Consider the following 25017-nt stretch of genomic DNA (forward strand, 5'->3'; position numbering starts at 1 on the left):
TCCTCCTCAAGCCGCCAGCATCTGTGGCGGCGCGGCCGAGCGGCCGTTCGCGTCGAACACCATGATGTGCCGCGGGTCGATGAACACCTCGATGGTCTGGTCCGGCTCGAACACTAGGATGCCGTGCTCAAGCATCACCCAGCGGACATCGGCGAAATCGAGATGCACGAAACTTTCAGAACCGGTGATCTCGGTGACCGAGACCTTGGCTCTCACCGCCACCGCCGACGGGCTCGGCCGGGCAAGGGAGAGATGGTGGGGCTGGAAGCCAATCGTGTAACTCGTATCGGCAATACCGACGAGTTCAGCCGGCACCGGGAGGCTCACCCCACCTTCAAGAAGGAAGCTCGAACCGCTCTTCTTCAGCACGATCGTGTTGAGCGGCGGATCGGCGAACGTCCTGGCCGTGACGAGGTCGTTCGGCCTGCGGAAGACGTCGATCGTCGGGCCGAATTGGGTGATGCGGCCCTCGGAAAGCGTCGCCGTGTTGCCGCCGAGCAGCAAGGCTTCGTGCGGCTCGGTCGTGGCGTAGACGAAGATGGTGCCGGTTGCCGCAAAAATCTTCGGCAATTCCGCGCGCAACTCCTCGCGCAGCTTGTAGTCGAGGTTGGCGAGCGGCTCGTCGAGCAGCACGAGGCTGGCGTTCTTGACGATGGCGCGCGCCAGCGCGGTGCGCTGCTGCTGGCCGCCGGAGAGGCTGAGCGGCGTGCGGTCGAGAAAGGGCGTCAGCTTGAGAAGGGCTGCGGCATTGCGCACCTCCTTGTCGATCTTCGCTCGCTCGGCACCGGCCACCCTCAGCGGCGAGGCGATATTCTCGTAAACGGTCATCGCCGGATAGTTGATGAACTGCTGGTAGACCATGGCGACGTTGCGCTTCTGCACCGGGATGCCGGTGACATCCTTGCCATCGAACCAGACCGAGCCGGATGTCGGCACGTCAAGGCCGGCCATCAGCCGCATCAGGCTGGTCTTGCCGGAAAGCGTCGGCCCGAGCAGGACGTTGAGCGAGCCATGCTGAAGCGTCAGCGACACGACGCGTATGTGCTCCGCCGCGCCGACCGTCTTCGACACGTTTCTCAGTTCCAGCATGATGCCTCCTCCCAGGCTTTCTGCATGACTATTCGGCAGCCGCGACATGGCGCCGGCTTATCCCGCGCATGAATTCGTCGAGCGCTGCCGCCTGCTCGCGGCTCAGTTGCAGGCCGCGCTTGGTCCTGCGCCACAATACATCTTCGGCCGTCATCGCCCATTCATTTTGAACGAGGTAGCGTACCTCGGCCTCGTAGAGATCGGCGCCAAAGTTGCGGCCAAGGTCGGCATTCGACCTGGCGAGGCCCAGCAGCATCCTTGCGCGAGTCCCGTAAAGCCGGGTCAGGCGGCGCGCCAGACGCGCATCGAGGAACGGATAGGCCGTTTTCAGTTTCGCCACTTCGGCGTCGAAGCCGCTCGCCGGGAAATCGCCGCCCGGCAGCGGCGCGTTTGCCGTCCACGGCTTGCCGCGCTTGCCGAGAAAACCCTCGATCTTCTCGAGCATTGATTCCGACAGCCGGCGATAGGTGGTGATCTTGCCGCCGAAGGTGTTGACGATCGGCGCCGTGCCTTCGCCGCCGTCGGTCTTCAGCACATAATCGCGGGTCGCTTCCTGCGCCTTCGAGGCGCCGTCGTCATAAAGCGGGCGCACGGCGGAATAGGTCCAGACGATGTCCGAACGCTTGACCGGTTGCGCGAAATATTCGCTCGCCGCAGCACAGAGGTAATCGATCTCGGCATCGCTGATCTTCACGTCGCGTGGGTCGCCGGAAAAGTCCTGGTCGGTGGTGCCGATCAGGGTGAACTCTTCCTCGTAGGGGATGGCAAAGATGATGCGGCCATCCTTGTTCTGAAAGAAATAGGCGCGCGGATCGTCGAATTTCTTGCTGATGACGATATGGCTGCCCTGTACCAACCGGACATTGTGCACGTCGTTCAACCCGACCGTAGCCGACAGCACGTGGTCGACCCATGGGCCGGCGGCGTTGACCAAAAGCCGCGCCTTGACCTCCTCGGTGTCGCCGGTCTGCGTGTTTTGCAGCCTGACCGTCCAGAACTCGCCTTCACGGCGTGCGTCGACGACTTTCGTGCGGGTTCGTATCGTTGCGCCGCGATCGGCGGCGTCGCGGGCGTTCAACGCCACCAGCCGCGCATCGTTGACCCAGCCGTCGGAATATTCGAAGGCCTTGCGAAACAACGGCTTCAGCGGCTTGCCGGCTGGGTCGTTTGCCATGTCCAGCGTCTTGGTCGCCGGCAGCAATTTGCGCCCCCCAATGTGGTCGTAGAGGAAAAGGCCGAGCCTGATCAGCCAGGCCGGGCGCAGGCCCTTGGCATAGGGCAGCACGAAGCGCATCGGCCAGATGATGTGCGGCGCGTTCTTCCAGAGGATCTCGCGCTCCATCAGCGCCTCGCGCACCAGGCGGAACTCATAGAACTCCAGATAGCGCAAGCCGCCATGGATCAGCTTGGTCGAGCCCGAGGACGTGCCGCTGGCCAGATCGTTCATCTCGGCAAGGAACACCGAGAAGCCGCGCCCAACCGCATCGCGGGCAATGCCGCAGCCGTTGATACCGCCACCGATGACGAAGATGTCATGGATCGGGGATGCGCTCACAAAAAGTCCTCCCGGATTTCGCATTGCAGCATTTTCAGGTTTTTACGAAACCGTGTCGGGATTATTTCGAAATAGGAACGAATGTCAAACGAAATATAAACAGCGGGAGTTGCCGCAACGGCACCATCAACGGTCCCATCTAGGAGAGCGAGGTTTCGATCAGTTGAACCTCTGCTTCCTGGCAGATCTTGCGCACCGACGGGATGTCGCAGCGGTCGGTGATGAAGGTGTTGACCTGCGACAGGTGGCCGATGCGAACCGGCGCCGTCCGCTCGAACTTGGTCTGGTCGGAAACGAGGATGACATGCCGGGCATTGGCGATGATCGCCTGCGCCACCTTCACCTCGCGAAAATCGAAATCGAGCAACGCACCGTCATGGTCGATCGCCGAGGCTCCGATCACCGCGTAGTCGACTTTGAACTGCCTGATGAAATCGACCGCCGCCTCGCCGACCACACCGCCGTCGGAACCACGCACGACGCCGCCGGCAATAACAACTTCGATGGAAGGATATATGCGCATCCTGTTGGCAACATTGATATTGTTGGTGATGACCATCAGGCCGGCATGATCGAGAAGCGCCTTGCTGACCGACTCCGTCGTGGTACCGATATTGATGAACAGCGAGGCGTTGTCCGGGATCAGCCTGGCTGCGGCGCGGCCGATCGCCTCCTTCTCGTCGGCGGCGATCTTGCGCCTCGCCTCGTATTCCATGTTCTCGATGCCGGACGGGAACAGCGCCCCGCCATGGATACGGGAAAGCAGGCGCTGGTCGCACAGATCGTTGAGGTCCTTGCGGATGGTCTGCGGCGTCACGTTGAAATGCGTTGCCAGATCCTCGACCAGCACGCGGCCATTGTCCTTCGCCATCTGGATGATCTCGGAATGACGCGGCGACAGATACATCGGTGACCTCCCGTTTTCGTTTTCCTGGTCTATAGCGAAAAACGAAAGCGGTGAAAAGGCATGGGGCGGCTAACGAAATTTGCATACGTCCAAAAGCAAACCTCGACGCAACTTTGCCGACCAATTTTCAGGTCAGCCGGCGGGCGATTTCGGTGATCACCTCGAAAGCGATGTCGACATCCGCCGCCGTCGTCTCGAACTGACCGATCTGAAAGCGGATCGCGACCTGCCCGTCCACCCGTGTCTGCGTCAGATAGATGCGGCCATCGTCGTTGATCGCGTTGACCAGCCGCAGGTTGTGTTCGTCCGAATCGGTGCCGGCCGCCAAATGCCGGAACGAGAACAGCGACAGCATCGGCTCCGAGACGATCTCGAAATCCGGTTCCCTGGCCAGCCGCTCGGCCAGCCCTTTGCTCCAGGCGACATGGTTGCGGATCATGGTCCGCAGATTTTCCAGCCCGTGGGCGCGCAGCAGGAACCAGAGTTTCAGTGCGCGAAAGCGCCGCCCGAGCGGCACCGACCATTCGGAATAGTTGATGATGCCGTCGCGCCCATGCGTCTCCAGGTAGTCCGGTTTGATGGCCAGCGTCCGCACCAGGTCTTCCGGCCGGCGGATGAACTGCATCGAGCAGTCGAACTGCGCGCCCAGCCATTTGTGCGGGTTGAAGACGATGGAATCCGCCTGCTCCACGCCCGCCCAGAAATGCCGGTATTCCGGACAGATCATCGCCGATCCGGCCCAGGCGGCATCGACATGCAGATAGAGGCCGTGCCGTTTCGCCACCGCGGCGACGCCGGCGATATCATCGGTGCCGCCAGTGCTGGTGCCGCCGACGCAGGCGATGATGCCGGCCGGCAGCATGCCCGCCTGCCGGTCGGCGACGACAGCCGCTTCGAGAGCTGCGACATCCATGGCGCGGAAGCGGCCGCCAACCGGAATGCGCACGAGATTGTCCTCGCCGACGCCCGACACCCAGATCGCCCGGTCGATGGAGGTGTGGACCTGATCGGAAGAATAGACGCGCAATATCGGCTGGCCTTGCAGGCCCTTCTTGTTGCCCTGCCAGTCGAGCGCGCGCTCGCGCATTGTCAGCACGGCGGCGAGTGTCGCCGACGACGCCGAATCCTGCATGACGCCGGAAAACCCTTCCGGCAGGCCGAGCGCCTGACGCATCCAGTCGACGACGCGCGTCTCGAGTTCGGTCGCTGCCGGCGAAGTTTGCCAGAGCATGCATTGCGCGGCCATAACCGAGACCAGATATTCGGCCACCACCGAGACCGGTGCGGCATTGGCCGGGAAATAGGCGAAGAAGCGCGGATGCTGCCAATGCGTCATGCCGGGCAGGATTTTGCGCTCGAAGTCGGCGAAGATTGCCTGCATCGTTTCGCCATGTTCCGGCGGCGAGACGTCGATGCTTCTGGAGATTTCGCCCGGCTCGACGAGCGGCCGCACCGGTCTTTCGCGAAGTGTGCTCCTGTAGTCGGCACCCCATTCGGCCGCGCGCAGCGACCATTCCCGGAATTCGTTGCTATTCATCTTGCTCTCCGTCAGATCGAGCCCAGCGATCAAAGAGCACGAAAAACGGAGGCTTTCACTCGGGAAAGTCAGGCAGGCTGGCAAAAGCAGCCTTCAGTGCATTCGACCAGCCGTCCGAGATCGTCCGATAATATTGGTCGTCCTGGGCGATCCGCTTCTTCAGGCTGACCTTGAAGGCGTCCTTTTCGTAGAACAGCAGGTCGAGCGGCAGACCGACCGACAGGTTCGATTTCAGCGTCGAGTCGAACGACACCAGCAGCAGTTTCACCGTCTCGGCGAAACTCATCGCCTTCTCATAGGCGCGGATGATGATCGGCTTGCCGTATTTGGTCTCGCCGATCTGGAAGAACGGCGTGTCGTCGGTCGATTCGATGAAATTGCCTTCCGGATAGATCATGAACAGCCGCGGCGCGCTGCCCTTGATCTGGCCGCCGAGGATGAAGGAGGCATTGAAGTAGGAATCCGCCTTTTCGCCCGCCGGCGACGAACTGGCGATGACTTCCTTGACGGTGTCGCCGACCAGCCGCACCGTCTGGTACATCGACGGCGTTTCAAGCAGCGTGGCGTGGCGATCGGCCACCGCCTTGGTGCGCTCGTCGAGCAGGCTGACGACAGCTTGCGTCGTCGCCAGATTGCCGGCCGACATCAGCACGATGACGCGCTCGCCCGGCTGCTCCCAGACATGCATCTTCTTGAAGGTAGAGATCGAATCCATGCCGGCATTGGTGCGCGTGTCCGACATGAACACGAGCCCGCGATCGATCTTCAAGCCGACGCAATAGGTCATCGAATCCCTTTGGCAGCAAATCTTGCCGGGGATTACTGCTCCACGGTGACGGTCACCGCAAGCTGTTCTTCCGCTTGTCCCAGCCGAATTCCTGATACGGGCGTGGCATCGCGGTAATCACGGCCGGTTGCCACCTTCACATAGCGTTCGTCCGGCGAAATGCCGTTGGCGACGTCGAACGCGACCCAGCCAAGGCCCGCAACATGCGCTTCGGCCCAAGCATGGCTCGCCGCCTGCTCGACCGCCGCATCCATCATCAAATAGCCGCTGACGTAGCGGGCCGGAAACCCCATGGCGCGCGCGGCGGCGGCAAAGATGTGGCTGTGGTCCTGGCAGACGCCGGTCTTGAGCGCCAGCGCGTCCTCGGCCGGGGTCGCCGCGTTGGTGGTGCCCATCGTATAGGCGACGCGCTCGCCGATCACCGCCATCAGCCGATGCAACCTTTCGATATCGGCCCCCTCGCCGACCGAGGCCGCGAGTTCGCGAATACCGCCGCCGATCGTGGTCAACGGCGTCTCCTGGCCAAACAACCACAGCGGCGCGAAACCCTGATGTGGCCCGCTGACGCCTGATGTGTCGCGTGTCACCACCTCGCCCGATGCCTCGACAGTGATGAAATCGCGCTCGCCTTCGACGCTCAAAAGCCGCGTGTCGTTGCCGAAATGGTCGGTGAAGCGCACTTCTTCGCGCGCCCCTTCGATCTTCAGCGCCCAGGACAAGACGGTCTGTGTCGGTCCGCTGACTGGAAGCAGCCGCAGCCGCTGCAACAGATAGTGCACCGGCGCATCGTAGCGGTATTCGGTCCGGTGAGTGATCTTCAGCCGCATTGCTCTCGTCCCCAGAGCATGATCATTTCCGGAAACCGGCTTCCACTTTCCGGGATCATGCTCAATAAAACCTGTAGTCCTGCGCGATCTCGTCGCCGAGCCTGATGTTGTCGCGGATGAAATTGGCCAGGAATTCATGCAGGCCGGCGTCGAATATGTCCTTGATCGAGCCGGCGGCCAGCATGGCCTGGGTCTTGCCGGCTGTCACATGACAGGCATGGCGCTCACCATAATCATCACCCAGGAATCTGAGATGCTCCGTCAGGAAACGGTAGCAGAAGGTCAGTGAGCGCGGCATGCGAACGTTGAGGATCAGATAGTCGGCAATGTTGGTCGGCTTGTAGTCGGCCTCGTAGACCCAGCGATAGGAGCGATGCGCCGACACCGAGCGTAGGATCGATTCCCACTGGTAGTTGTCGAGCGTGGAGCCGACCCACGAGATCGACGGCAACAGCACGTAGTATTTCACGTCCAGGATGCGCGCCGTGTTGTCGGCGCGTTCGACATAAGTGCCGAGCTGCGAGAAATCGAAGATCTCGTTGCGCAGCATGGTACCGTAGAACGAGCCGCGGATCAGTGCCGTTTCGCGCTTGATCGCGTCGAGCACGCTGGGCAGGTCGCGTTCGTCGATCGGCTTGGCCAGCATGCGCTTCAGCGACATCCAGGCTTCGTTGATGCTTTCCCAGGTTTCGCGCGTCAATGCGGTGCGCACCATGCGGGCATTGTTACGGGCCGTTTCGATCGAAGTCATCGTGCTCGACGGGTTGGATGTGTCGCGCAGCAGGAAATCGGCGACGTTGGCGGCGGTATAGTCGGAATATTTCTGCGTGAAGGCAGCGTCCGAACCGGCACTGAGCAGCACCGAATTCCACTCTTCGGAGGCGTTCTGGGTGCGGGTCAGCGCCATCCGCAGCCCGGCATCGACCAGCCGCGCCATGTTTTCCGCCCGCTCGATGTAGCGGTTCATCCAGTAGAGCCCGTTGGCGGTGCGGCCGAGAAGCATTCTACGCGGTCCTTCGGACGGTGAATGGTGGATGGTGAATGGTGAATGGCCAAATTTTTCCAGGGCACGACGCCGCGTGCTTTATTTCAGGGCATTTCACCAAGATCAACGACATGTCATCCTTATCTATTCACTATTAACTATTCACTATTCACTATTCACTATTCACTATTCTTCACTATTCACTACTTCCCACTCTAATCATCCAGCACCCACGTATCCTTCGTCCCGCCGCCCTGGGACGAATTGACCACCAGCGAGCCTTCTTTCAGCGCCACACGCGTCAGCCCGCCCGGCACGATCTGGATGCGATCAGATACCAGCACGTAGGGCCTGAGATCGACATGGCGCGGCGCCAGTCCCTTGTCGGTCAGGATCGGACAGGTCGACAGCGCCAGCGTCGGCTGGGCGATGTAGTTCGACGGTCTTGCCGCAAGTTTCTTGGAAAAATCCTCGCATTCCTTCTTGGTAGCGGCCGGCCCGACCAGCATGCCGTAGCCGCCGGAGCCATGCACCTCCTTCACCACCAACTCGTCGATATGTTCGAGCACGTATTTCAGGCTGTCCGGCTCCGAGCAGCGCCAGGTCGGGATGTTGCCGAGGATCGCTTTGCGGCCGGTGTAGAATTCAACGATCTCGGGCATGTAGGAATAGATCGCCTTGTCGTCGGCGATGCCAGTTCCCGGTGCATTGGCGATGGTGATGTTGCCGGCACGGTAAACATCCATGATGCCGGGCACACCCAGTGCCGAGTCGGGGCGGAAGGTCAGCGGATCGAGGAAAGAATCGTCCACCCTTCGATAAAGCACGTCGATCTGCTTGTAGCCTTCGGTCGTGCGCATCGCGACGTGGCCATCGACGACGCGCAGATCCTGCCCCTCGACAAGCTGCACACCCATCTGGTCGGCAAGGAAGGCATGTTCGAAATAGGCGGAGTTGAAGCTGCCCGGCGTCAGCACGGCAATGGTCGGCGCGCCCTTGGTGCCTTGCGGCCGCACTGCCGCCAGCGACTGGCGCAAGAGCTGCGGATAGTTTTCCACCGGCCGCACCTTGATCTGCTGGAACAGCTCGGGAAAGAGCTGCATCATCGTCTCGCGGTTCTCCAGCATGTAGGAGACGCCGGACGGCGTGCGCGCATTGTCCTCCAGCACGTAGAATTCGTTCTCGCTGATGCGAACGATATCGACGCCGATGATATGGGTATAGACGCCGGCCGGCGGCCGCACTCCGATCATCTCCGGCAGGAACGCCTCGTTCTTGGCGATCAATTCCTTGGGGACGCGCCCGGCGCGCAAAATCTCCTGGCGGTGGTAGATATCGTCGAGAAAGGCGTTCAGCGCCTGGACGCGCTGCTCGATGCCTTGCGTCAGCCGTCGCCATTCATTGCCGGAAATGATGCGCGGAACGATGTCGAAGGGAATTAGGCGCTCGGAGGCTTCCTGCTCGCCATAGACGGCAAAGGTGATGCCGGTCTTGCGAAAGACGCGTTCGGCGTCCTGCATCTTTTCGGTAAGCCTGACTGGATCCTGCTCCTTCAGCCAGCGATCGTAAGCCGAATACGGTTTTCTCAATCCGGAGATTTCCGGAAGCATTTCGTCGAACGCTGCCAATCGCTTACTCCCTGAGAGGCCATTTCACTGGCGTCACCGGAGAAAATCAAGCGCAATCGGTGATTTGGAGGATGTTGGCGATCAGTATGTCGCGACCTGCCTAAAATTAGGGCAGCGCCGATAAGCCTGGGTCAGGCTTTGCCTTGTGCCCGGGCAGGTGGCAGGCGCCGCTCAGAACGCGCGGAAGGTGACCACCGTAAACGTGTCCTTGATGCCGGGAAGAGTCTGCACCTTCTCGTTGACGAAGTGGCCGATGTCTTCATCGTCGTCGACATAAAATTTGGCGAGCAGATCGTAGTCGCCGGCTGTCGAGTAGATTTCCGAGGCGATCTCGGCATCGGCCAATGCGCCGGCAACGTCATAGGACTTGCCCAGATCGCACTTTATCTGCACGAAAAATGCCTTCATTGCCCGATCCTGCTCAGCTTGCACGCTTAGGCCGCCCTTGTGGCAGACTGCCGCCCGGCTTTCAAGCATCAGGACAGCGCTCAGGCGGAACCCCACTTGGAGGAAGAAGCTTAACTGCAGGCAACCGGCGAATGTTCGCGGGGTGCTGAAACCGTGGAGCTCCGCCAAGCGCATGCTGTGCCTGCGCACATCCACGTCGCTGAGCACCTGAGGGCTCGATCACATCGCCGGGATATCGCCCCTGGCCCAGCCCTCGGAAATTTCCGCCGCCCGCGCCTCGAACGCGCCGGCTTCGATGGCAGCACGAATGTCCTGCATCAGCTTCTGGTAGTAGGAAAGATTGTTCCAAGTCAGCAGCATCGCTCCCAGCGCCTCTTGCGAGCGGACCAGATGGTGCAGGTAGGCGCGTGAATAATCTCGGGCGGCCGGGCAGTCGCTCTCCTCGTCCAGCGGGCGCGGATCGTCGGCATGGCGGGCGTTGCGCAGATTGACCTTGCCGCGCCTTGTATAGGCGAGGCCATGACGGCCGGCGCGTGTCGGCATCACGCAATCGAACATGTCGATGCCGCGCGCCACCGATTTCAATATGTCGTCGGGCGTGCCGACACCCATCAGATAGCGCGGCCTGTCCGCCGGCAGCTCCGGGCAGGTGATGTCGAGCATTTCGAGCATCACCGCTTGCGGCTCGCCGACCGCCAGCCCGCCGATCGCGTAGCCCTTGAGGTCCATCGCTTTCAGCGCCTGCGCCGAGCGCAGCCGCAGGGTCGGTATGTCGCCGCCCTGGACGATGCCGAACATCGCCTTGCCCTGCTGGTCGCCAAATGCCGTCCTGCAACGCTCGGCCCAGCGCAGCGACAGCTCCATCGCCCGCTCGATCTCCTTCTCCATGGCCGGCAGCGCGGTGCATTCGTCGAGCTGCATCTGGATGTCGGCGCCGAGCAGTCCCTGGATTTCGATCGAGCGCTCGGGCGACATCTCATAGGCGGCGCCGTCGATATGGGAGCGGAAGGTGACGCCCTTTTCGGTCAGTTTCCTCAGCTTCGACAGCGACATCACCTGGAAGCCGCCGCTGTCGGTCAGGATCGGATGCGGCCAGCGGGCGAATTCATGCAGACCGCCAAGCCGCGCCACACGCTCGGCGCCCGGCCGCAGCATCAGATGATAGGTGTTGCCAAGGATAATGTCCGAGCCGACGCCGCGCACCTGATCCATGTACATGGTCTTGACCGTGCCGCCGGTGCCGACCGGCATGAAGGCCGGCGTGCGGATTTCTCCGCGCGGCATGGTGATGGAGCCGCGCCGCGCTTTGCCGTCGGTCGCCAGCACCTTGAAGGTGAACGCTTTAGTCATTGAATTCCTTGTTCTCTACCGGGCGCGCGTCCATCGTTCTCCTCCTTGAACAGCAGACTTGCATCTCCGTAGGAGTAGAACCTGTAGCGGTTCTCGATGGCATGCGCATAGGCCGCACGCATCGTTTCCAGACCGCAAAACGCCGAAACCAGCATGAACAGCGTCGAGCGCGGCAGATGGAAATTGGTCATCAGCATATCGGCGGCCTTGAAGCGATAGCCGGGCGTGATGAAGATATCGGTCGGACCCGACCATCCAGCCAGCATGCCGTCCATCCGCGCGGCGCTCTCCAGCAGGCGCAGCGATGTCGTGCCGACGGCGATGATGCGCCCGCCACGCGCCTTTGCCGCGTTCAGCGCCCTGGCGGTTTCCGGACTGACCGAACCGATCTCGGCATGCATCTTGTGATCGGCGGTGTCGTCGACTTTCACCGGCAGGAACGTGCCGGCGCCGACATGCAGGGTGACGAAGCGCCGTTCGACGCCCTTGGCATCGAGGGCGGCGAAAAGCTCGGGCGTGAAATGCAGGCCGGCAGTGGGGGCCGCCACAGCCCCCTCCTCGCTGGCATAGATGGTCTGGTAGTCGCTGCGGTCGCGTTCGTCGTCGTCGCGCTTCGAAGCGATATAAGGCGGCAGCGGAATGTGGCCGACGGCGTGCAGCGCCTCGTCGAGAAACGCACCTGAGAGGTCAAAACCAAGCAAAGCCTCGCCAGCCTCGCCCTTTTCGATCACCGTGGCATCGAGCTGGCCGAGAAAGCAGGAATTGGCGTCATGGCCGAAATGGATGCGGTCACCGGCGGCGATGCGCTTGCCCGGCCGCATGAAAGCCAGCCAGCGGTCCGGCGCCACCCGCATGTGCAGCGTGGCTTCGATTTGCGCCGCCGCTTCGCCGCGCCGCCTGATGCCCTTCAACTGTGCCGGAATGACCTTGGTGTCATTGAAGACCAGCACGTCACCGGTCTCGAGCAGCGACGGCAGCTCGCGCACCGTCCGGTCTTCGAGACCTTCACCCGGCCTGACAACCAGCATTTTGGCGCTGTCGCGCGGTTCTGCCGGTCGAAGCGCGATGCGCTCCTCCGGCAGATCGAAGTCGAAAAGATCGACGCGCAAGAAAATCCCGCCTCAAAATCCCGGGCAGGTCACCGCCCGGGCGCCAGTGATCGACCCCGTCGCCAGCGCCGGAGCGGCCGCCGCGGCAAGCATCAGTGTGATAGCCGCGACAGCCGAGGAGGTCATTTCACGTCGGCCGCGACCTTCAGCGACACGATCTTGTCGGGATCCGGCACCGGCTCGCCGCGCTTGATCTTGTCGACATTGTCCATGCCTTCGATGACCTGGCCCCAGACCGTGTATTGGCGGTTGAGGAAGGCGGCATCGTCGAAGCAGATGAAGAATTGCGAGTTGGCCGAGTTCGGGTTCTGCGAGCGCGCCATCGAGCAGGTGCCGCGGCCATGGTTGGCGTTGGAGAACTCCGCCTTCAGGTCGGGCTTGTCGGAGCCGCCGGTGCCGGCGCGCGCCGGTGCGAAAGAGGGCTTGCTGGAATTGCCGAATTTCACGTCGCCGGTCTGCGCCATGAAACCGTCGATGACGCGGTGGAACACCACGCCGTCATAAGCGCCTTCGCGCGCCAGTTCCTTGATGCGGCCGACATGGCCAGGCGCCAGATCGGGAAACAGTTCGATGACGACCTTGCCCTTGGTCGTTTCCATGATGAGCGCATTCTCGCGGTCTTTGATCTCGGCCATGTCAGAATATCCTTTTGAAATAAATGGGTTTACTTGCCGTCGGCGGCGATGCGCACCTTGATCATGCGATCGGGATCGGTGACGACCCCGTTCTGCGCCGCGTCGCCTTTCCTAATCTTGTCCACCAACTCCATGCCGTTCTCGACATTGCCGACGATGGTGTACTGGCCATCGAGCGGCGGCGCCGGCGCGAACATGATGAAGAACTGCGAATTGGCGGAATCCGGGTCCTGCGAGCGGGCCATCCCGAGCACGCCGCGCTGATAGCGCTCGGTCTTCGAGAATTCGGCCGGAAGGTCGGGAAGATCGGAACCGCCGGTGCCGACAGCGTCGGCGCTGAAGCCGTTCTTCATGTTGCCGAACTTCACGTCGCCGGTCTGCGCCATGAAGCCGTCGATGACACGGTGGAAAGCGACGTTGTCATAAGCGCCCTGGCGCACCAGCTTCTTGATCTGCTCGACATGCTTCGGCGCGAGATCGGGCCTGAGCGCGACGGTCACGTCGCCGTCCTTAAGCGTGATGATCATCGTGTTTTCCGGATCGGCGGCGAACGCCGAAACGGAGGCGGTCACAAGACCGAAAAGAACGACAAAACAGGTGGCGAGCCTTTTGAGCTGCATGGATCTTTCTCCGAAAACCTTTGTTTCACGCATGTCGTTGCCCCAAACCGGGTTCCACGTTTGGGCGACATGCATTATTTCGCAAATTTGGCGGTGAGTGCGCCAGCCACGGCCGCCGGCACGAAGGGGCGAATGTCGCCGCCCATCGAGGCTATCTGACGGACAAGTGTGGCGGTAATGGTTCGCACCGAAGGGCTGGCGGGCAGAAAAACCGTCTGCAGTTCCGGCGCCATGGTCTCGTTCATACCGGCCATCTGCATCTCGTAGTCGAGATCGGTGCCGTCGCGCAGGCCACGGATCATGATCGAGGCGCCCTGCTTCCTGGCAGCGTCGATGACCAGCCCGTCGAAAGCGACGACCTTGATGCGCGCGCCGTCGCGGCCGAATTCGGCCTTCGTCGCAGCTTCGATGAGGCCGACCCGCTCCTCGAACGAGAACAGCGGTTTCTTGCCGGGATGAATGCCGATCGCTGCATAGACGGTGTCCGCCACAGCCAGCGACGCCTTCAGCACGTCGAGATGGCCGTTGGTCGGCGGGTCGAAGGAGCCGGCATAAAGGGCGATGCGTTCGGTCATGGCAGGTGCTTCTAGCGAGCCTCTCTCGCAAAGGCAAATCCGATCGGCGAGCCGCCAATGCAAGTCGCCGCAAACGCCTGCCTTTGGGGCCTGACCCGAGGGTGCGCAGCGGTTTGGAACAACGGCATCCACCCAAACGGGGTTTCAAAGCGCATCGCCTGAGCCACGGTAATCGCGATGCGCTTTGAGTGAACCTTTTGGCCGAGATGAACGACCAATGAATGGGACGATCACGAAGGCTTCACGCAGCGTTCATTAGATTGCAGCTTCAGAAGATGAAACCAAAACCCCATTTGATCGTTGCTAGGTGCAGGAGAACACGCACATGCTGATCTACATGCTCGCCACCGCAATGACCATCGCCATGCTGATCGCCACCGTATTCGGGCTGCATCAGGAAGCAGAGCGCGTCCGCGCCAAGTCCAATGCTAAGCGATTCGGAGGCTTCGGTATTCGCAACCCTTCACGCCACTTCTAGACCGGCCACTATCGGTTGACGGCGCCGGTCCATCGGGCCGGCATCGCCCATCAAGACCTACTCGGCGTTGTTGTCCGGGCCAGCGCCTTCAGTACCGGTATCCAGAGTTGCGTCGCCCTCGACACTCTCTTCGGCTTCCTCGTCCGACTGCGGTTCCGTTATCCGCTCCACCGAAACGACCTTCTCGCCGTCGGCCGTGTTGAAGATGGTTACGCCCTTGGTGGCGCGGCTGGCGAAGCGAATGCCGTTGACCGGCACGCGGATGACGGTGCCGCCATCCGAGACAAGCATGATCTGGTCGTCATTGCCGACCGGGAAAGTCGCCACCAGGCGGCCGATCTCAGCCACTTTCGACACATCGGTGGCGCGGATGCCCTTGCCGCCGCGCCCTATCTGGCGGAAATCATAGGAAGACGAGCGCTTGCCGTAGCCATATTCCGTCACCGTCAGCACGAACTGCTCGTGTGCCTTGAGGAATTCGTAGCGCTCGTCGGAAAGCTCCGTCTCCTCGCCGACCTCCTCATTGGTGAGCTGGAAGTCTCCGTCCTCGCCCGCCGCAATGCCGGCGGCGAGCCGCCGTTCGGCCGCCACCCGCTTGAGATAAGCGGCGCGCTCGGCCGGCGACGCATCGACATGTTCGATCACCGCCATCGAGATCACCCGGTCGCTGGCAGCCATGGCGATGCCGCGCACGCCGACCGAGTTGCGGCTCTGGAAAACGCGCACGTCGCTGACCGAGAAGCGTATGCACTGGCCGGAGCTTGCGGTCAAAAGCACGTCGTCATTGTCAGTGCAGGTCTCGACGCCGAGTATCTCGTCGCCCTCCTCTTCCAGCTTCATGGCGATCTTGCCGTTGCGGTTGACCTGGACGAAATCCGACAGCTTGTTGCGGCGCACCGTGCCGCGCGTCGTGGCGAACATCACGTCGAGTTCGCCCCAGCTGGTCTCGTCCTCGGGCAGCGGCATGATGGTGGTGATGCGTTCGCCTTGCTCCAGCGGCAGCATGTTGATCAGCGCCTTGCCGCGCGACTGCGGGTTGCCGATCGGCAGGCGCCACACCTTTTCCTTGTAGACGATGCCGCGCGAGGAGAAGAACAGCACCGGCGTGTGCGTATTGGCGACGAACAGCCGGGTGACGAAATCCTCTTCCTTGGTCGACATGCCGGAGCGGCCCTTGCCGCCGCGGCGCTGCGCCCGGTAGAGCGACAACGGCACGCGCTTGATGTAGCCGGAATGGCTGACCGTCACCACCATGTCCTCGCGCTGGATCAGGTCCTCGTCTTCCATATCCGCCCCGCCCTCGGACAGCTCGGTGCGACGCGGCGTGCCGAACTCGTCGCGCACGGCGGCAAGCTCGTCCTTGACGATCTGCTGGATGCGCGCGCGGGACGACAAAATGTCAAGATAATCAACAATTTCCGCGCCGATCGTGTTCAACTCGTCGGCGATCTCGTCGCGGCCGAGCGCGGTCAGCCGCTGCAGGCGCAGTTCGAGGATGGCGCGCGCCTGTTCCTCGGACAGATTGTAGGTGCCGTCCTCGTTGATGCGGTGGCGCGGATCGTCGATCAGCAGGATCAGCGATTCGACGTCGCCGGAGGGCCAGCGCCGCTCCATCAACTGCTCGCGCGCCGTCTGCGGATCCGGCGCGCTGCGGATCAGCTTTATCACCTCGTCGATATTGGCGACGGCTATGGCAAGGCCGACCAACACATGGGCACGGTCGCGCGCCTTGCGCAGCAGGAATTTCGTGCGCCGGCTGATCACGTCCTCGCGGAAGGCGACGAACGCCTTCAGCATGTCGGTCAGCGTCAGCAATTCCGGCTTGCCGCCGTTCAGCGCCACCATATTGGCGCCGAACGACGTCTGCAGCGGCGTGAAACGGTAGAGTTGGTTGAGGATGACGTCGGCGACCGCGTCGCGCTTCAGTTCGATGACGACGCGGTAGCCCTGGCGGTCGCTCTCGTCGCGGATATCGGAAATGCCCTCGATGCGCTTGTCGCGCACCAACTCGGCCATCTTCTCGATCATCGACGACTTGTTCACCTGGTAGGGAACCTCGGTGATGACGATCGACTCACGGTCGTTGCCCCGCGCCTCGACATTGACGCGGCCGCGCATGACGATCGAGCCGCGGCCGGTCGAATAGGCGCTGTAGATGCCGGAGCGGCCGAGCACGATGCCGCCGGTCGGGAAATCCGGCCCTGGAATGATCTCCATCAGCGTCGGCAGATCGATCGCCGGATTGTCGATGAGGGCGATGGCGCCGTTGCAGACCTCGCCAAGATTGTGCGGCGGGATGTTGGTGGCCATGCCGACGGCGATGCCGCCGGAGCCGTTGACCAACAGGTTCGGAAAGCGCGCCGGCAGGACTTTCGGCTCGCTGCCGGACGCATCATAAGTGTCTTGGAAATCGACGGTGTCCTTGTCGATGTCTTCCAGCAACTCATGCGCGACCTTGGTCAGCCGCGATTCGGTGTAACGCATCGCCGCCGGCGGATCGCCGTCGATCGAGCCGAAATTGCCCTGCCCGTCGATCAGCGGCACGCGCAGCGACCAGTCCTGCGCCATCCGCACCAAGGCGTCGTAGATCGAGGCGTCGCCATGCGGATGGTATTTACCCATCACGTCGGCGACCGGGCGAGCCGACTTCACATATTTGCGGTTCCAGTGGTAGCCGCTCTCATGGGCGGCGTAGAGGATGCGGCGATGCACCGGCTTCAACCCGTCGCGCACGTCGGGCAGCGCACGGCTGACGATCACGCTCATCGCGTAATCGAGATAGGAGCGCTGCATCTCCTCGATGATGGAAATCGGCTCGATGCCGGTGGGCCCGCCGTCGGCGCCGCGCGGTGTCTTCTGGTCGGTCAAATCAGGTCACAATCAAATCGGGAATCACTCGGTGCTTATATAGGAAGCCGGGCCGAAACTCCAACGCCCGCGGCAGTTTTCCAGTGTCGGTTTTTGTGGTGATTTCAAAAGGATATCACTGATTGCGACGATATGGCCGAGGCGCTTTCGTGGCCGCCGGGGCAAGGCTCATTGTCAGGCCAATTTTTTGCTTCACAAAGCCGGAAGCACGGATGCGTTCGGCAATTTATCGCCTCGCCGCCGGAGCCGGTAGGCGCCGGGCGCCTCCCCCATCACGCGGCGGAAACGGCGGTTGAAGGTCGACAAATCGTTGAATCCGGCCTCGAAGGCGATCGTCGAGATCGCCTCGTCCGACATGCGCAGCCGCACTGCCGCCCTGTGCAGCCGGGTTTTCAGCACGAACTGGTAGGGCGTCATGCCCGCGACATGCCGGAAGCTGCGCAGGAAATGGTAAGGGCTGGTCGCCGTTTCGCTTGCAAGCTCGGCGAGCGAGACCGGCCTTTCGGCATCCTTTTCGATGCGCCGCACCGCCTCCGCGACGCGTTTCTGATCGCGGCGGCTCGGTGACCGGGCAGCGGGCGTGACACCGGAGGCGACGGCTGCGCCGGCAATCCGCAGTCCGAGTTCCTCGAACGCCTCGATCTCGGCCATTTCGCGCGCGGCTTCCGCCTCGGCCAGCAGCCGTGCCAGCGTTGGCAAGGGCGGCAGAAGCGGCGTCTCGAAGGCCAGCTTCTTCGCGCCGCCCGGCGTGTCGGCGACGATCTGTTCCATATAGGCCGGGCTGAAATGATAGGACATGCAGCGGTCGCCGGCGCCATGCTCGTGCCCACACTCGTAGCAAGTGCGGGGGTTGCCGAGCAGAATTGCGCCCGGCGTCAGCATCGCCGTGCCCTGGCGTGCGCGGTAGCGGAAGGTGCCGTTGGTCACCACTGCGACGCAGAAGCTGCGATGCTCTTCCTCGAACGGGCGATCAGCGACGCCGGCAGTGCAGACCACGTCCGACACCCGCCAGCCTTTTCCGGACGCCAGTGTATGCACGCTCGTCGTCATGGTCGAAAGATAGCAATTTTTCCCAAGCGCAAGAAGACTGCCAGGGCCTATTCTTCCCGGTCTCCTGACAAAGTGGGCAGAAACCATGTTCAATTCATCTTCCTTTGCCGAAGCCCTGCACGGTGACGGGCCAGCCGCAGGCCTTGCCGAAAAACTGAACTTTTACGGCCGCTTCGTCGGCGCCTGGACGTTCGATGCCAGGCGCCATCTCGAAGACGGCCAGGTGCTGACCGGACGCGGCGAGGTGCATTTCGGCTGGGTGCTCGAGGGCCGCGCGATCCAGGACGTATGGATCTTGCCCGCGCGGAACACTGGCGCACAGAGGTCGCTCGGCAAATGGAGCTTTTATGGCACGACACTGCGCGTCTATGACCCGGGCATCGACGCCTGGCATATCTTCTGGAGCGATCCGCGCACCCAGTATTACAGCCGCCAGCTCGGCCGCGCCGAGGGCGACACCATCGTCCAGCAAGGCGCCGACGGCACCGGCGCCTCGGTGCGCTGGAGCTTTTCCCGCATCACCGAAAATTCGTTCCGCTGGCTAGGCGAACGCTCTCAGGACGATGGCGCGACCTGGCGGCTCGAAGTCGAGTTCCTGGCGCGGCGCGTCGCCAGCAGCTGACCTGCACGGTTTCCCCTGACGCCGCTTTGCTCTACCAATGTGGGGTCTCGGGCACCGCCCGGCGGGGAGGGTCAGAGATGCCGAGCTTCGACAGCCTGTTCAACGCCTTCGTCACCATTCTGGTGACCATCGACCCGCCTGGCCTGGCGCCGCTCTTCCTTGCCGTGACGCGGGGGATGAACCGCGAGGAGCGCAACCAGGTTTCCGTGCGCGCCTCGATCATCGCTTTCCTGGTCATGGCGCTGTTTGCAATCGCCGGCGCATCGATCCTGTCGGTGTTCGGCATCACGCTGCCGGCGTTCCGCGTCGCCGGCGGGTTCCTGCTGTTCTTCATCGCCTTCGAAATGGTGTTCGAACGCCGACAGGACCGCAAGGAGAAGATCGGCGACGTCGCCATCACCAAGGACATGATCCACAACATCGCCGCCTTTCCGCTGGCGATCCCGCTGATCGCCGGTCCGGGGGCAATTTCAGCGACAGTCCTGCTGTCCGGCTCGTTTCCAGGTTTTGGCGCGCAGGCAGCCCTTGTCGGCATCATCGCGATCTGCCTTGTCCTCACCTATCTGGTGTTCGTGCTGGCCGAGCGCATCGACCGGGTCCTCGGCCAGACCGGCCGTTCGATCCTGACACGGCTGCTCGGTGTCATCCTGGCGGCGCTCGCCGTGCAGTTCGTCGCCGACGGCGTCAAGGCGTTGATGGCAGGATGAAAATGAAAGCGGCCTCGCGCTTGATTGCCGACGCCGTCATTTTCGTTGTCCATCTCGCGCAACGAACCGCCACTGGGCGGACGCTATCCTACTTCGCCGTCGTATCAATAACTTGGAAGTCGTGGGTGATCTCGGCGGTCTTGGCCATCATTGCCGAGGCCGAGCAGTATTTTTCGATCGAAAGATCGATTGCCCGCCTGACCTTGTCAGGCGAAAGCGCGCGGCCCTTGACGATGAAATGCATATGGATGCGGGTGAACACCCGCGGCTCCTTCTCCGCCCGGTCGGCATCGAGTTCGACCACGCAGTCCTCGACCGCCTCGCGGCCCTTTTCGAGGATGTGGACGACATCATAGGCCGAGCAGCCGCCAGTGCCGAGCAGCACCAGTTCCATCGGGCTTGGCCCCGGCGTCTTGCCGTCGGGTCCGAACGCGGTTCCCAGCACCACCTTGTGACCGCTGCCGGACTCGCCGACGAAAGTGCGCTCCTCGACCCATTTGACCCGTGCTTTCACCTGATACGTCCTTTCACCGCACACCGCTCAAACGCACAACGTCCCGAAAATCCGAGACAGATTTTCGGGACGCCAATGCGTGGCCTCAAATAGCTGGCTATCAGCTCGCGCAGAGCCGCTTGCTCCAAGCGATCAGAACGGAATTTCGTCGTCGAGTTCGCGCGACGAACCGCCGCCACCCTTGTTACCGCCACCGCCGCCGCGATTGAGATTCTCGCCCGGGCCGGACTGGCCGAAATCGGAACCGCGACTGCTGCCACCACCGGCATAGCTGCCGACCTGACCGCCCTCGCCCTGCCCGCGTGCGTCGAGCATCTGCAGCTCGCCACGGAATTTCTGCAGCACGATTTCGGTCGTGTAGCGGTCATTGCCGGTCTGGTCCTGCCATTTGCGCGTCTGCAACTGGCCCTCGACATAAACCTTCGCACCCTTCTTCAGATACTGCTCGGCGACCTTGGCGAGTTGCTCGTTGAAGATCACGACATTGTGCCACTCGGTCTTTTCCTTGCGCTCGCCGGAAGTCTTGTCGCGCCAGCTTTCCGACGTGGCGACGCGGATGTTGACGACCGGCTCACCCGAATTCAAACGGCGGATTTCCGGGTCCGCCCCGAGATTGCCCACCAGAATGACCTTGTTGACGCTACCCGCCATTATACTTCTCCGCGCTCATCCGAAACAAATTTTCTCGCTCTCACCTTATAGACTGCGGACATTCCCCGCCTGCCGTGGCTGGCTTTTCCCACAAGGTTTTTGTTCTCTTTTCGTTCTATATCCATCAATCCGTTTTGTCAAGGAATGTCAGCAATCGATGGGTTCCGCCGTGCCGGTCCGACGTCAGGATTTCCGGCAGCATAATTTTCGATGTCGGTGCCGGCGCAATCAAAGCCCCCGGCGATAGGACACGTCCATCGGCGATAGGACACGTCCATCGGCGCTGCCACAATGTCAGGAGTGCCAGGCATTCGTGCTGCGCTTGCGCCATTGAAACGAATAGCCCCGCCGCTGCTTCCGCAAACGGTCGGGGCTTTCTTGGATCTGAAATCCAATGGCCGAGAGCGAACTGCCGGCTCTTTGATCTCGGATGCTTCGCGGCGTTCAGCCGACGATCCGACTAGTAGTCTCTGATTTTCATGGGATCGGCAGGTCACGGTTTGTCGGGCGGCGCAAACGCCTGACCCTAGCACTTATGCCTGCCGCGGCTCCAGTGACACGTGGAGCCTCAAGGGACTGTCCGGTGGAGTCATTCCTCTGCTCTCCTCTTCTGTCCATTGCGACTGGTATCGTCCGAAGCACATATCGCAAAAGCCTGCAAGTCATGCAGGCCGCCTTAGGGCGGCGAGGCCATCGAAAGATAGTCGGCTTCGGTGACGTCTGGAGTCTGACTCCCTAAGGCTGAGACGTCAACAGCTGGATAGCCGATTTACCAAAAACGTGATCGCTTGTGTGGCGAATCCAAAATTTGCATCCGTTTTGAGCAGCGCGACGTTGGCTGTGGATACATGGACGCATTTGTCAGGAGCGTGTTCGGCCTTTGTTCTTTCCGCTTGCTCGCCCGCGCGAAAGACGGTTAAAGGCTTTGGTCGAGAGTTCTCTCGAAATGGTGAGCGAAATTACCTACATGGGAGATGGCCGGGACAACCCGCCATCCCACGAGATTCCAGATCTGAGGCGGCGACCGGCGATGGCCGACCATAAATATCTTTCCATTCGCGGGGCGCGCGAACACAATCTGAAGAATGTCGATCTCGACCTGCCGCGTGACAGCCTGATCGTCATGACCGGCCTGTCGGGGTCCGGCAAGTCGTCGCTTGCCTTCGACACCATCTATGCCGAGGGCCAGCGCCGCTACGTCGAGAGCCTTTCGGCCTATGCGCGGCAGTTCCTCGAAATGATGCAAAAGCCTGACGTCGACCAGATCGACGGCTTGTCGCCGGCCATCTCCATCGAGCAGAAGACCACGTCGAAGAACCCGCGCTCGACGGTCGGCACCGTCACCGAGATCTACGACTACATGCGGCTGCTGTTCGCGCGTGTCGGCATCCCCTATTCGCCGGCCACCGGCCTGCCGATCGAGAGCCAGACGGTTTCGCAGATGGTCGACCGCGTGCTGGCGGTCGAGGAAGGCACGCGTCTGTTCATCCTGGCGCCGATGGTGCGAGGCCGCAAAGGCGAATACCGCAAGGAACTGCTGGAGCTGCAGAAAAAGGGTTTTCAGCGCGTCAAGGTCGACGGTGTCTTTTACGAGATCGCCGACGTGCCGGCGCTGGACAAGAAGTACAAGCATGACCTCGACGTCGTCGTCGACCGCATCGTCGTGCGCGGCGATCTGGCGACGCGGCTTGCCGATTCCATCGAGACCGCGCTGAAGCTCGCCGACGGGCTGGCGGTGGCCGAATTCGCCGACCGGCCGCTCGACGCCAGCCAGACCGGCGAGGATTCGGTCAACAAGTCGAAGAACGAGACGCATGAGCGCATCCTGTTCTCCGAAAAATTCGCCTGCCCGGTGTCCGGCTTCACCATTCCCGAGATCGAGCCGCGGCTGTTCTCCTTCAACAACCCGTTCGGCGCCTGCCCGACCTGCGACGGCCTCGGGAGCCAGCGTGCCATCGACGCCAGCCTGATCGTGCCCGACGACAATCTGTCGCTGCGCGCCGGCGCCGTCAGCCCATGGGCGAAATCGACCTCGCCCTATTACGTGCAGACGCTCGAGGCGCTGGGCAAGGCTTATGGCTTCAAGCTCGGCGACAAGTTCCGCGACCTGACCGGAGAGGCAAAGCAAGCCATCCTGCACGGCACCGGCGAGCGCGAGGTCACTTTCCAGTATGATGACGGCCTGCGCTCCTACCAGACGACAAAGACCTTCGAAGGCGTGATCCCCAATCTCGAGCGGCGCTGGAAGGAAACCGAATCCGCCTGGATGCGCGAGGAGATCGAGCGCTTCATGTCGGCCACGCCTTGCCCGGCCTGCCGCGGCTACCGGCTGAAGCCGGAAGCGCTTGCGGTGAAGATTGCCGGCAAGCATATCGGCGAGGTCACCGAACTGTCGATCCGCAAGGCCGACCAATGGTTCACCGAGCTGCCCGCCGCACTCAGCGACAAGCAGAACGAGATCGCGGTGCGCGTGCTCAAGGAAATCCGCGAGCGGCTGCGCTTCCTCAACGATGTCGGGCTCGACTACCTGACGCTGTCGCGCAATTCCGGCACGCTGTCGGGCGGCGAGAGCCAGCGCATACGGCTGGCCTCGCAGATCGGGTCCGGCCTCACCGGCGTGCTCTATGTGCTGGACGAGCCGTCGATCGGCCTGCACCAGCGCGACAATGCGCGCCTGCTCGACACGCTGAAGCATTTGCGCGACATCGGCAACACGGTGATCGTCGTCGAGCATGACGAGGACGCCATCCTGCATGCCGATTATGTCGTCGATATCGGCCCGGCCGCCGGCATCCACGGCGGCCACATCATCGCGCAGGGAACGCCGCAGCAGATCATGGCCAGCCCTGCCTCGATCACCGGCAAATATCTGTCCGGCGAGCTCGAAGTGGCGACGCCGGCGGTGCGGCGCGAGGCCAAGAAGAACCGGCGCCTGAAGATCGTCGGTGCGCGCGGCAACAATCTGAAGAATGTTACCGCCGAAATCCCGCTCGGCACCTTCACCGCCGTCACCGGCGTCTCCGGCGGCGGCAAGTCGACCTTCCTGATCGAGACCTTGTTCAAGGCGGCGTCGCGCCGCATCATGGGTTCGCGCGAGCACCCGGCCGAACACGACCGCATCGAGGGCCTCGAGTTCCTCGACAAGGTCATCGATATCGACCAATCGCCGATCGGACGGACGCCGCGCTCCAATCCCGCCACCTATACCGGCGCCTTCACGCCGATCCGCGACTGGTTCGCCGGCCTGCCGGAGTCCAAAGCGCGCGGCTATCAGCCAGGTCGCTTCTCGTTCAACGTCAAGGGCGGCCGCTGCGAGGCCTGCCAGGGCGACGGCGTCATCAAGATCGAGATGCACTTTTTGCCCGACGTCTATGTCACCTGCGACGTATGTCACGGCAAGCGCTACAACAGAGAGACGCTCGACGTCCTGTTCAAGGGCAAGTCGATTGCCGACGTGCTCGACATGACAGTCGAGGAAGGCGTCGATTTCTTCGCCGCGGTGCCCGGCGTGCGCGACAAGCTGGAGACGCTGAAGCAGGTCGGCCTCGGCTACATCCATGTCGGCCAGCAGGCGACGACGTTGTCGGGCGGCGAGGCGCAGCGCATCAAGCTGGCCAAGGAACTGTCGCGCAAGGCGACCGGCAAGACGCTCTACATCCTCGACGAGCCGACCACCGGCCTGCATTTCCACGACGTCGCCAAGCTCTTGGAAGTGCTGCACGAACTGGTCGACCAGGGCAACACGGTGGTTGTCATCGAGCACAATCTCGAAGTTATCAAGACTGCCGACTGGGTGCTCGACCTCGGCCCCGAAGGCGGCGACGGCGGCGGCGAGTTGGTGGCCTCAGGCACGCCGGAGGATATCGTCCGCGAAAAACGCAGCTACACCGGCCAGTTCCTCAGGGAACTTTTGGAGCGGCGCCCCGGAGGCAAGCGCGAAGCGGCGGAGTGAGTGAAGACTGGCTGGCGTTTGGAAGAACCTTCAAATGAAGATCAGAAGAGCGCTTGCCGGTGATCCTGATGCTGTCGTCCAGCTAACGCAAGCCGTCTTTGCGCCCTACGCCCAATCCGCACCGGCTCGCTACGGTCTGATCCATTTCAACTCGGGAGGACGA

Annotated in this window: 22 protein-coding genes; 4 read left to right on the forward strand and 18 right to left on the reverse strand. The window is 62.2% G+C overall.

Annotated elements, in window-relative coordinates:
* Positions 1-6: 6 nt before the first annotated feature.
* The 14 genes from AC0L3H_RS08575 to coaD all read right to left on the reverse strand — a co-directional run bounded on the left by AC0L3H_RS08575 (position 7) and on the right by coaD (position 14012).
* Positions 7-1089, reverse strand: a complete 1083-nt coding sequence (locus AC0L3H_RS08575) for an ABC transporter ATP-binding protein (RefSeq protein ID WP_473585163.1) — start codon at positions 1087-1089, stop codon at positions 7-9.
* Between the two features lie 28 nt (positions 1090-1117).
* The gene (gene glpD / locus AC0L3H_RS08580) at positions 1118-2644 is read right to left on the reverse strand and encodes a glycerol-3-phosphate dehydrogenase (RefSeq protein WP_473520476.1); all 1527 of its coding nucleotides are present in this window, start codon (positions 2642-2644) and stop codon (positions 1118-1120) included.
* Positions 2645-2783: 139 nt separating this feature from the next.
* The gene (locus AC0L3H_RS08585; RefSeq protein WP_128172387.1) at positions 2784-3551 is read right to left on the reverse strand and encodes a DeoR/GlpR family DNA-binding transcription regulator; all 768 of its coding nucleotides are present in this window, start codon (positions 3549-3551) and stop codon (positions 2784-2786) included.
* Positions 3552-3678: 127 nt separating this feature from the next.
* Complete coding sequence (locus AC0L3H_RS08590) at positions 3679-5088, reverse strand: pyridoxal phosphate-dependent decarboxylase family protein (RefSeq protein WP_473585164.1); 1410 nt, start codon at positions 5086-5088, stop codon at positions 3679-3681.
* A 55-nt stretch (positions 5089-5143) separates the two neighbouring features.
* On the reverse strand, positions 5144-5875 hold the full coding sequence (locus AC0L3H_RS08595; protein WP_128172385.1) for a proteasome-type protease: 732 nt from the start codon (positions 5873-5875) through the stop codon (positions 5144-5146).
* A gap of 32 nt (positions 5876-5907) precedes the next feature.
* A complete protein-coding gene (locus AC0L3H_RS08600; protein ID WP_023801178.1) occupies positions 5908-6702 on the reverse strand; it encodes a transglutaminase family protein in 795 nt (264 codons plus the stop codon).
* A 61-nt stretch (positions 6703-6763) separates the two neighbouring features.
* Positions 6764-7705 carry an alpha-E domain-containing protein gene (locus AC0L3H_RS08605; protein WP_473508495.1) on the reverse strand — a complete coding sequence of 314 codons (942 nt, stop codon included), beginning with the start codon at positions 7703-7705 and terminating at the stop codon, positions 6764-6766.
* Between the two features lie 197 nt (positions 7706-7902).
* On the reverse strand, positions 7903-9315 hold the full coding sequence (locus AC0L3H_RS08610) for a circularly permuted type 2 ATP-grasp protein (RefSeq protein WP_473585165.1): 1413 nt from the start codon (positions 9313-9315) through the stop codon (positions 7903-7905).
* Between the two features lie 171 nt (positions 9316-9486).
* Positions 9487-9723 (reverse strand): Lrp/AsnC ligand binding domain-containing protein, encoded by a 237-nt coding sequence (locus tag AC0L3H_RS08615; protein ID WP_473490237.1) that lies wholly within the window; start codon positions 9721-9723, stop codon positions 9487-9489.
* A 219-nt stretch (positions 9724-9942) separates the two neighbouring features.
* The gene (gene tgt / locus AC0L3H_RS08620; protein WP_473585166.1) at positions 9943-11073 is read right to left on the reverse strand and encodes a tRNA guanosine(34) transglycosylase Tgt; all 1131 of its coding nucleotides are present in this window, start codon (positions 11071-11073) and stop codon (positions 9943-9945) included.
* A complete protein-coding gene (queA, locus tag AC0L3H_RS08625) occupies positions 11070-12182 on the reverse strand; it encodes a tRNA preQ1(34) S-adenosylmethionine ribosyltransferase-isomerase QueA (RefSeq protein WP_473585167.1) in 1113 nt (370 codons plus the stop codon). The genes tgt and queA overlap by 4 nt, the downstream gene beginning before the upstream one ends.
* A 122-nt stretch (positions 12183-12304) precedes the next feature.
* Entirely contained in the window at positions 12305-12817 is a 513-nt protein-coding gene (locus AC0L3H_RS08630) for a peptidylprolyl isomerase (protein ID WP_091593716.1), read from the reverse strand.
* Positions 12818-12846: 29 nt separating this feature from the next.
* The gene (locus AC0L3H_RS08635) at positions 12847-13437 is read right to left on the reverse strand and encodes a peptidylprolyl isomerase (RefSeq protein ID WP_473585168.1); all 591 of its coding nucleotides are present in this window, start codon (positions 13435-13437) and stop codon (positions 12847-12849) included.
* A gap of 74 nt (positions 13438-13511) precedes the next feature.
* Positions 13512-14012 carry a pantetheine-phosphate adenylyltransferase gene (gene coaD, locus AC0L3H_RS08640; RefSeq protein WP_027151950.1) on the reverse strand — a complete coding sequence of 167 codons (501 nt, stop codon included), beginning with the start codon at positions 14010-14012 and terminating at the stop codon, positions 13512-13514.
* Positions 14013-14337: 325 nt separating this feature from the next.
* On the opposite strand from coaD, the gene AC0L3H_RS08645 reads away from it, so the two are divergent.
* Positions 14338-14490, forward strand: coding sequence for a hypothetical protein (locus AC0L3H_RS08645; protein ID WP_473585169.1), 153 nt, complete (start codon positions 14338-14340; stop codon positions 14488-14490).
* A 57-nt stretch (positions 14491-14547) separates the two neighbouring features.
* Here the strand turns inward: AC0L3H_RS08645 and gyrA are convergent, their stop codons facing one another.
* Together gyrA and AC0L3H_RS08655 are read right to left on the reverse strand one after the other, a co-directional pair.
* Positions 14548-17358 (reverse strand): DNA gyrase subunit A, encoded by a 2811-nt coding sequence (gyrA, locus tag AC0L3H_RS08650; protein ID WP_473585170.1) that lies wholly within the window; start codon positions 17356-17358, stop codon positions 14548-14550.
* Between the two features lie 192 nt (positions 17359-17550).
* A complete protein-coding gene (locus AC0L3H_RS08655) occupies positions 17551-18408 on the reverse strand; it encodes a helix-turn-helix transcriptional regulator (RefSeq protein ID WP_473585171.1) in 858 nt (285 codons plus the stop codon).
* Positions 18409-18493: 85 nt separating this feature from the next.
* Between AC0L3H_RS08655 and AC0L3H_RS08660 the strand changes: the two genes are divergently transcribed.
* Together AC0L3H_RS08660 and AC0L3H_RS08665 are read left to right on the forward strand one after the other, a co-directional pair.
* Entirely contained in the window at positions 18494-19030 is a 537-nt protein-coding gene (locus AC0L3H_RS08660; protein ID WP_473585172.1) for a hypothetical protein, read from the forward strand.
* A 77-nt stretch (positions 19031-19107) separates the two neighbouring features.
* On the forward strand, positions 19108-19737 hold the full coding sequence (locus AC0L3H_RS08665) for a MarC family protein (protein ID WP_473585173.1): 630 nt from the start codon (positions 19108-19110) through the stop codon (positions 19735-19737).
* Between the two features lie 88 nt (positions 19738-19825).
* Here the strand turns inward: AC0L3H_RS08665 and AC0L3H_RS08670 are convergent, their stop codons facing one another.
* Together AC0L3H_RS08670 and ssb are read right to left on the reverse strand one after the other, a co-directional pair.
* Positions 19826-20251: an OsmC family protein gene (locus tag AC0L3H_RS08670; protein ID WP_473585174.1), complete on the reverse strand. Its 426-nt coding sequence runs from the start codon at positions 20249-20251 to the stop codon at positions 19826-19828.
* Between the two features lie 132 nt (positions 20252-20383).
* Entirely contained in the window at positions 20384-20902 is a 519-nt protein-coding gene (gene ssb, locus AC0L3H_RS08675) for a single-stranded DNA-binding protein (protein ID WP_128172377.1), read from the reverse strand.
* A 1030-nt stretch (positions 20903-21932) separates the two neighbouring features.
* Here ssb and uvrA point away from each other — a divergent pair.
* Positions 21933-24854, forward strand: coding sequence for an excinuclease ABC subunit UvrA (gene uvrA, locus AC0L3H_RS08680; RefSeq protein WP_128183068.1), 2922 nt, complete (start codon positions 21933-21935; stop codon positions 24852-24854).
* The last annotated feature ends 163 nt before the right edge of the window (positions 24855-25017 follow it).

It is taken from the genome of Mesorhizobium sp. WSM4816 (assembly GCF_055811535.1).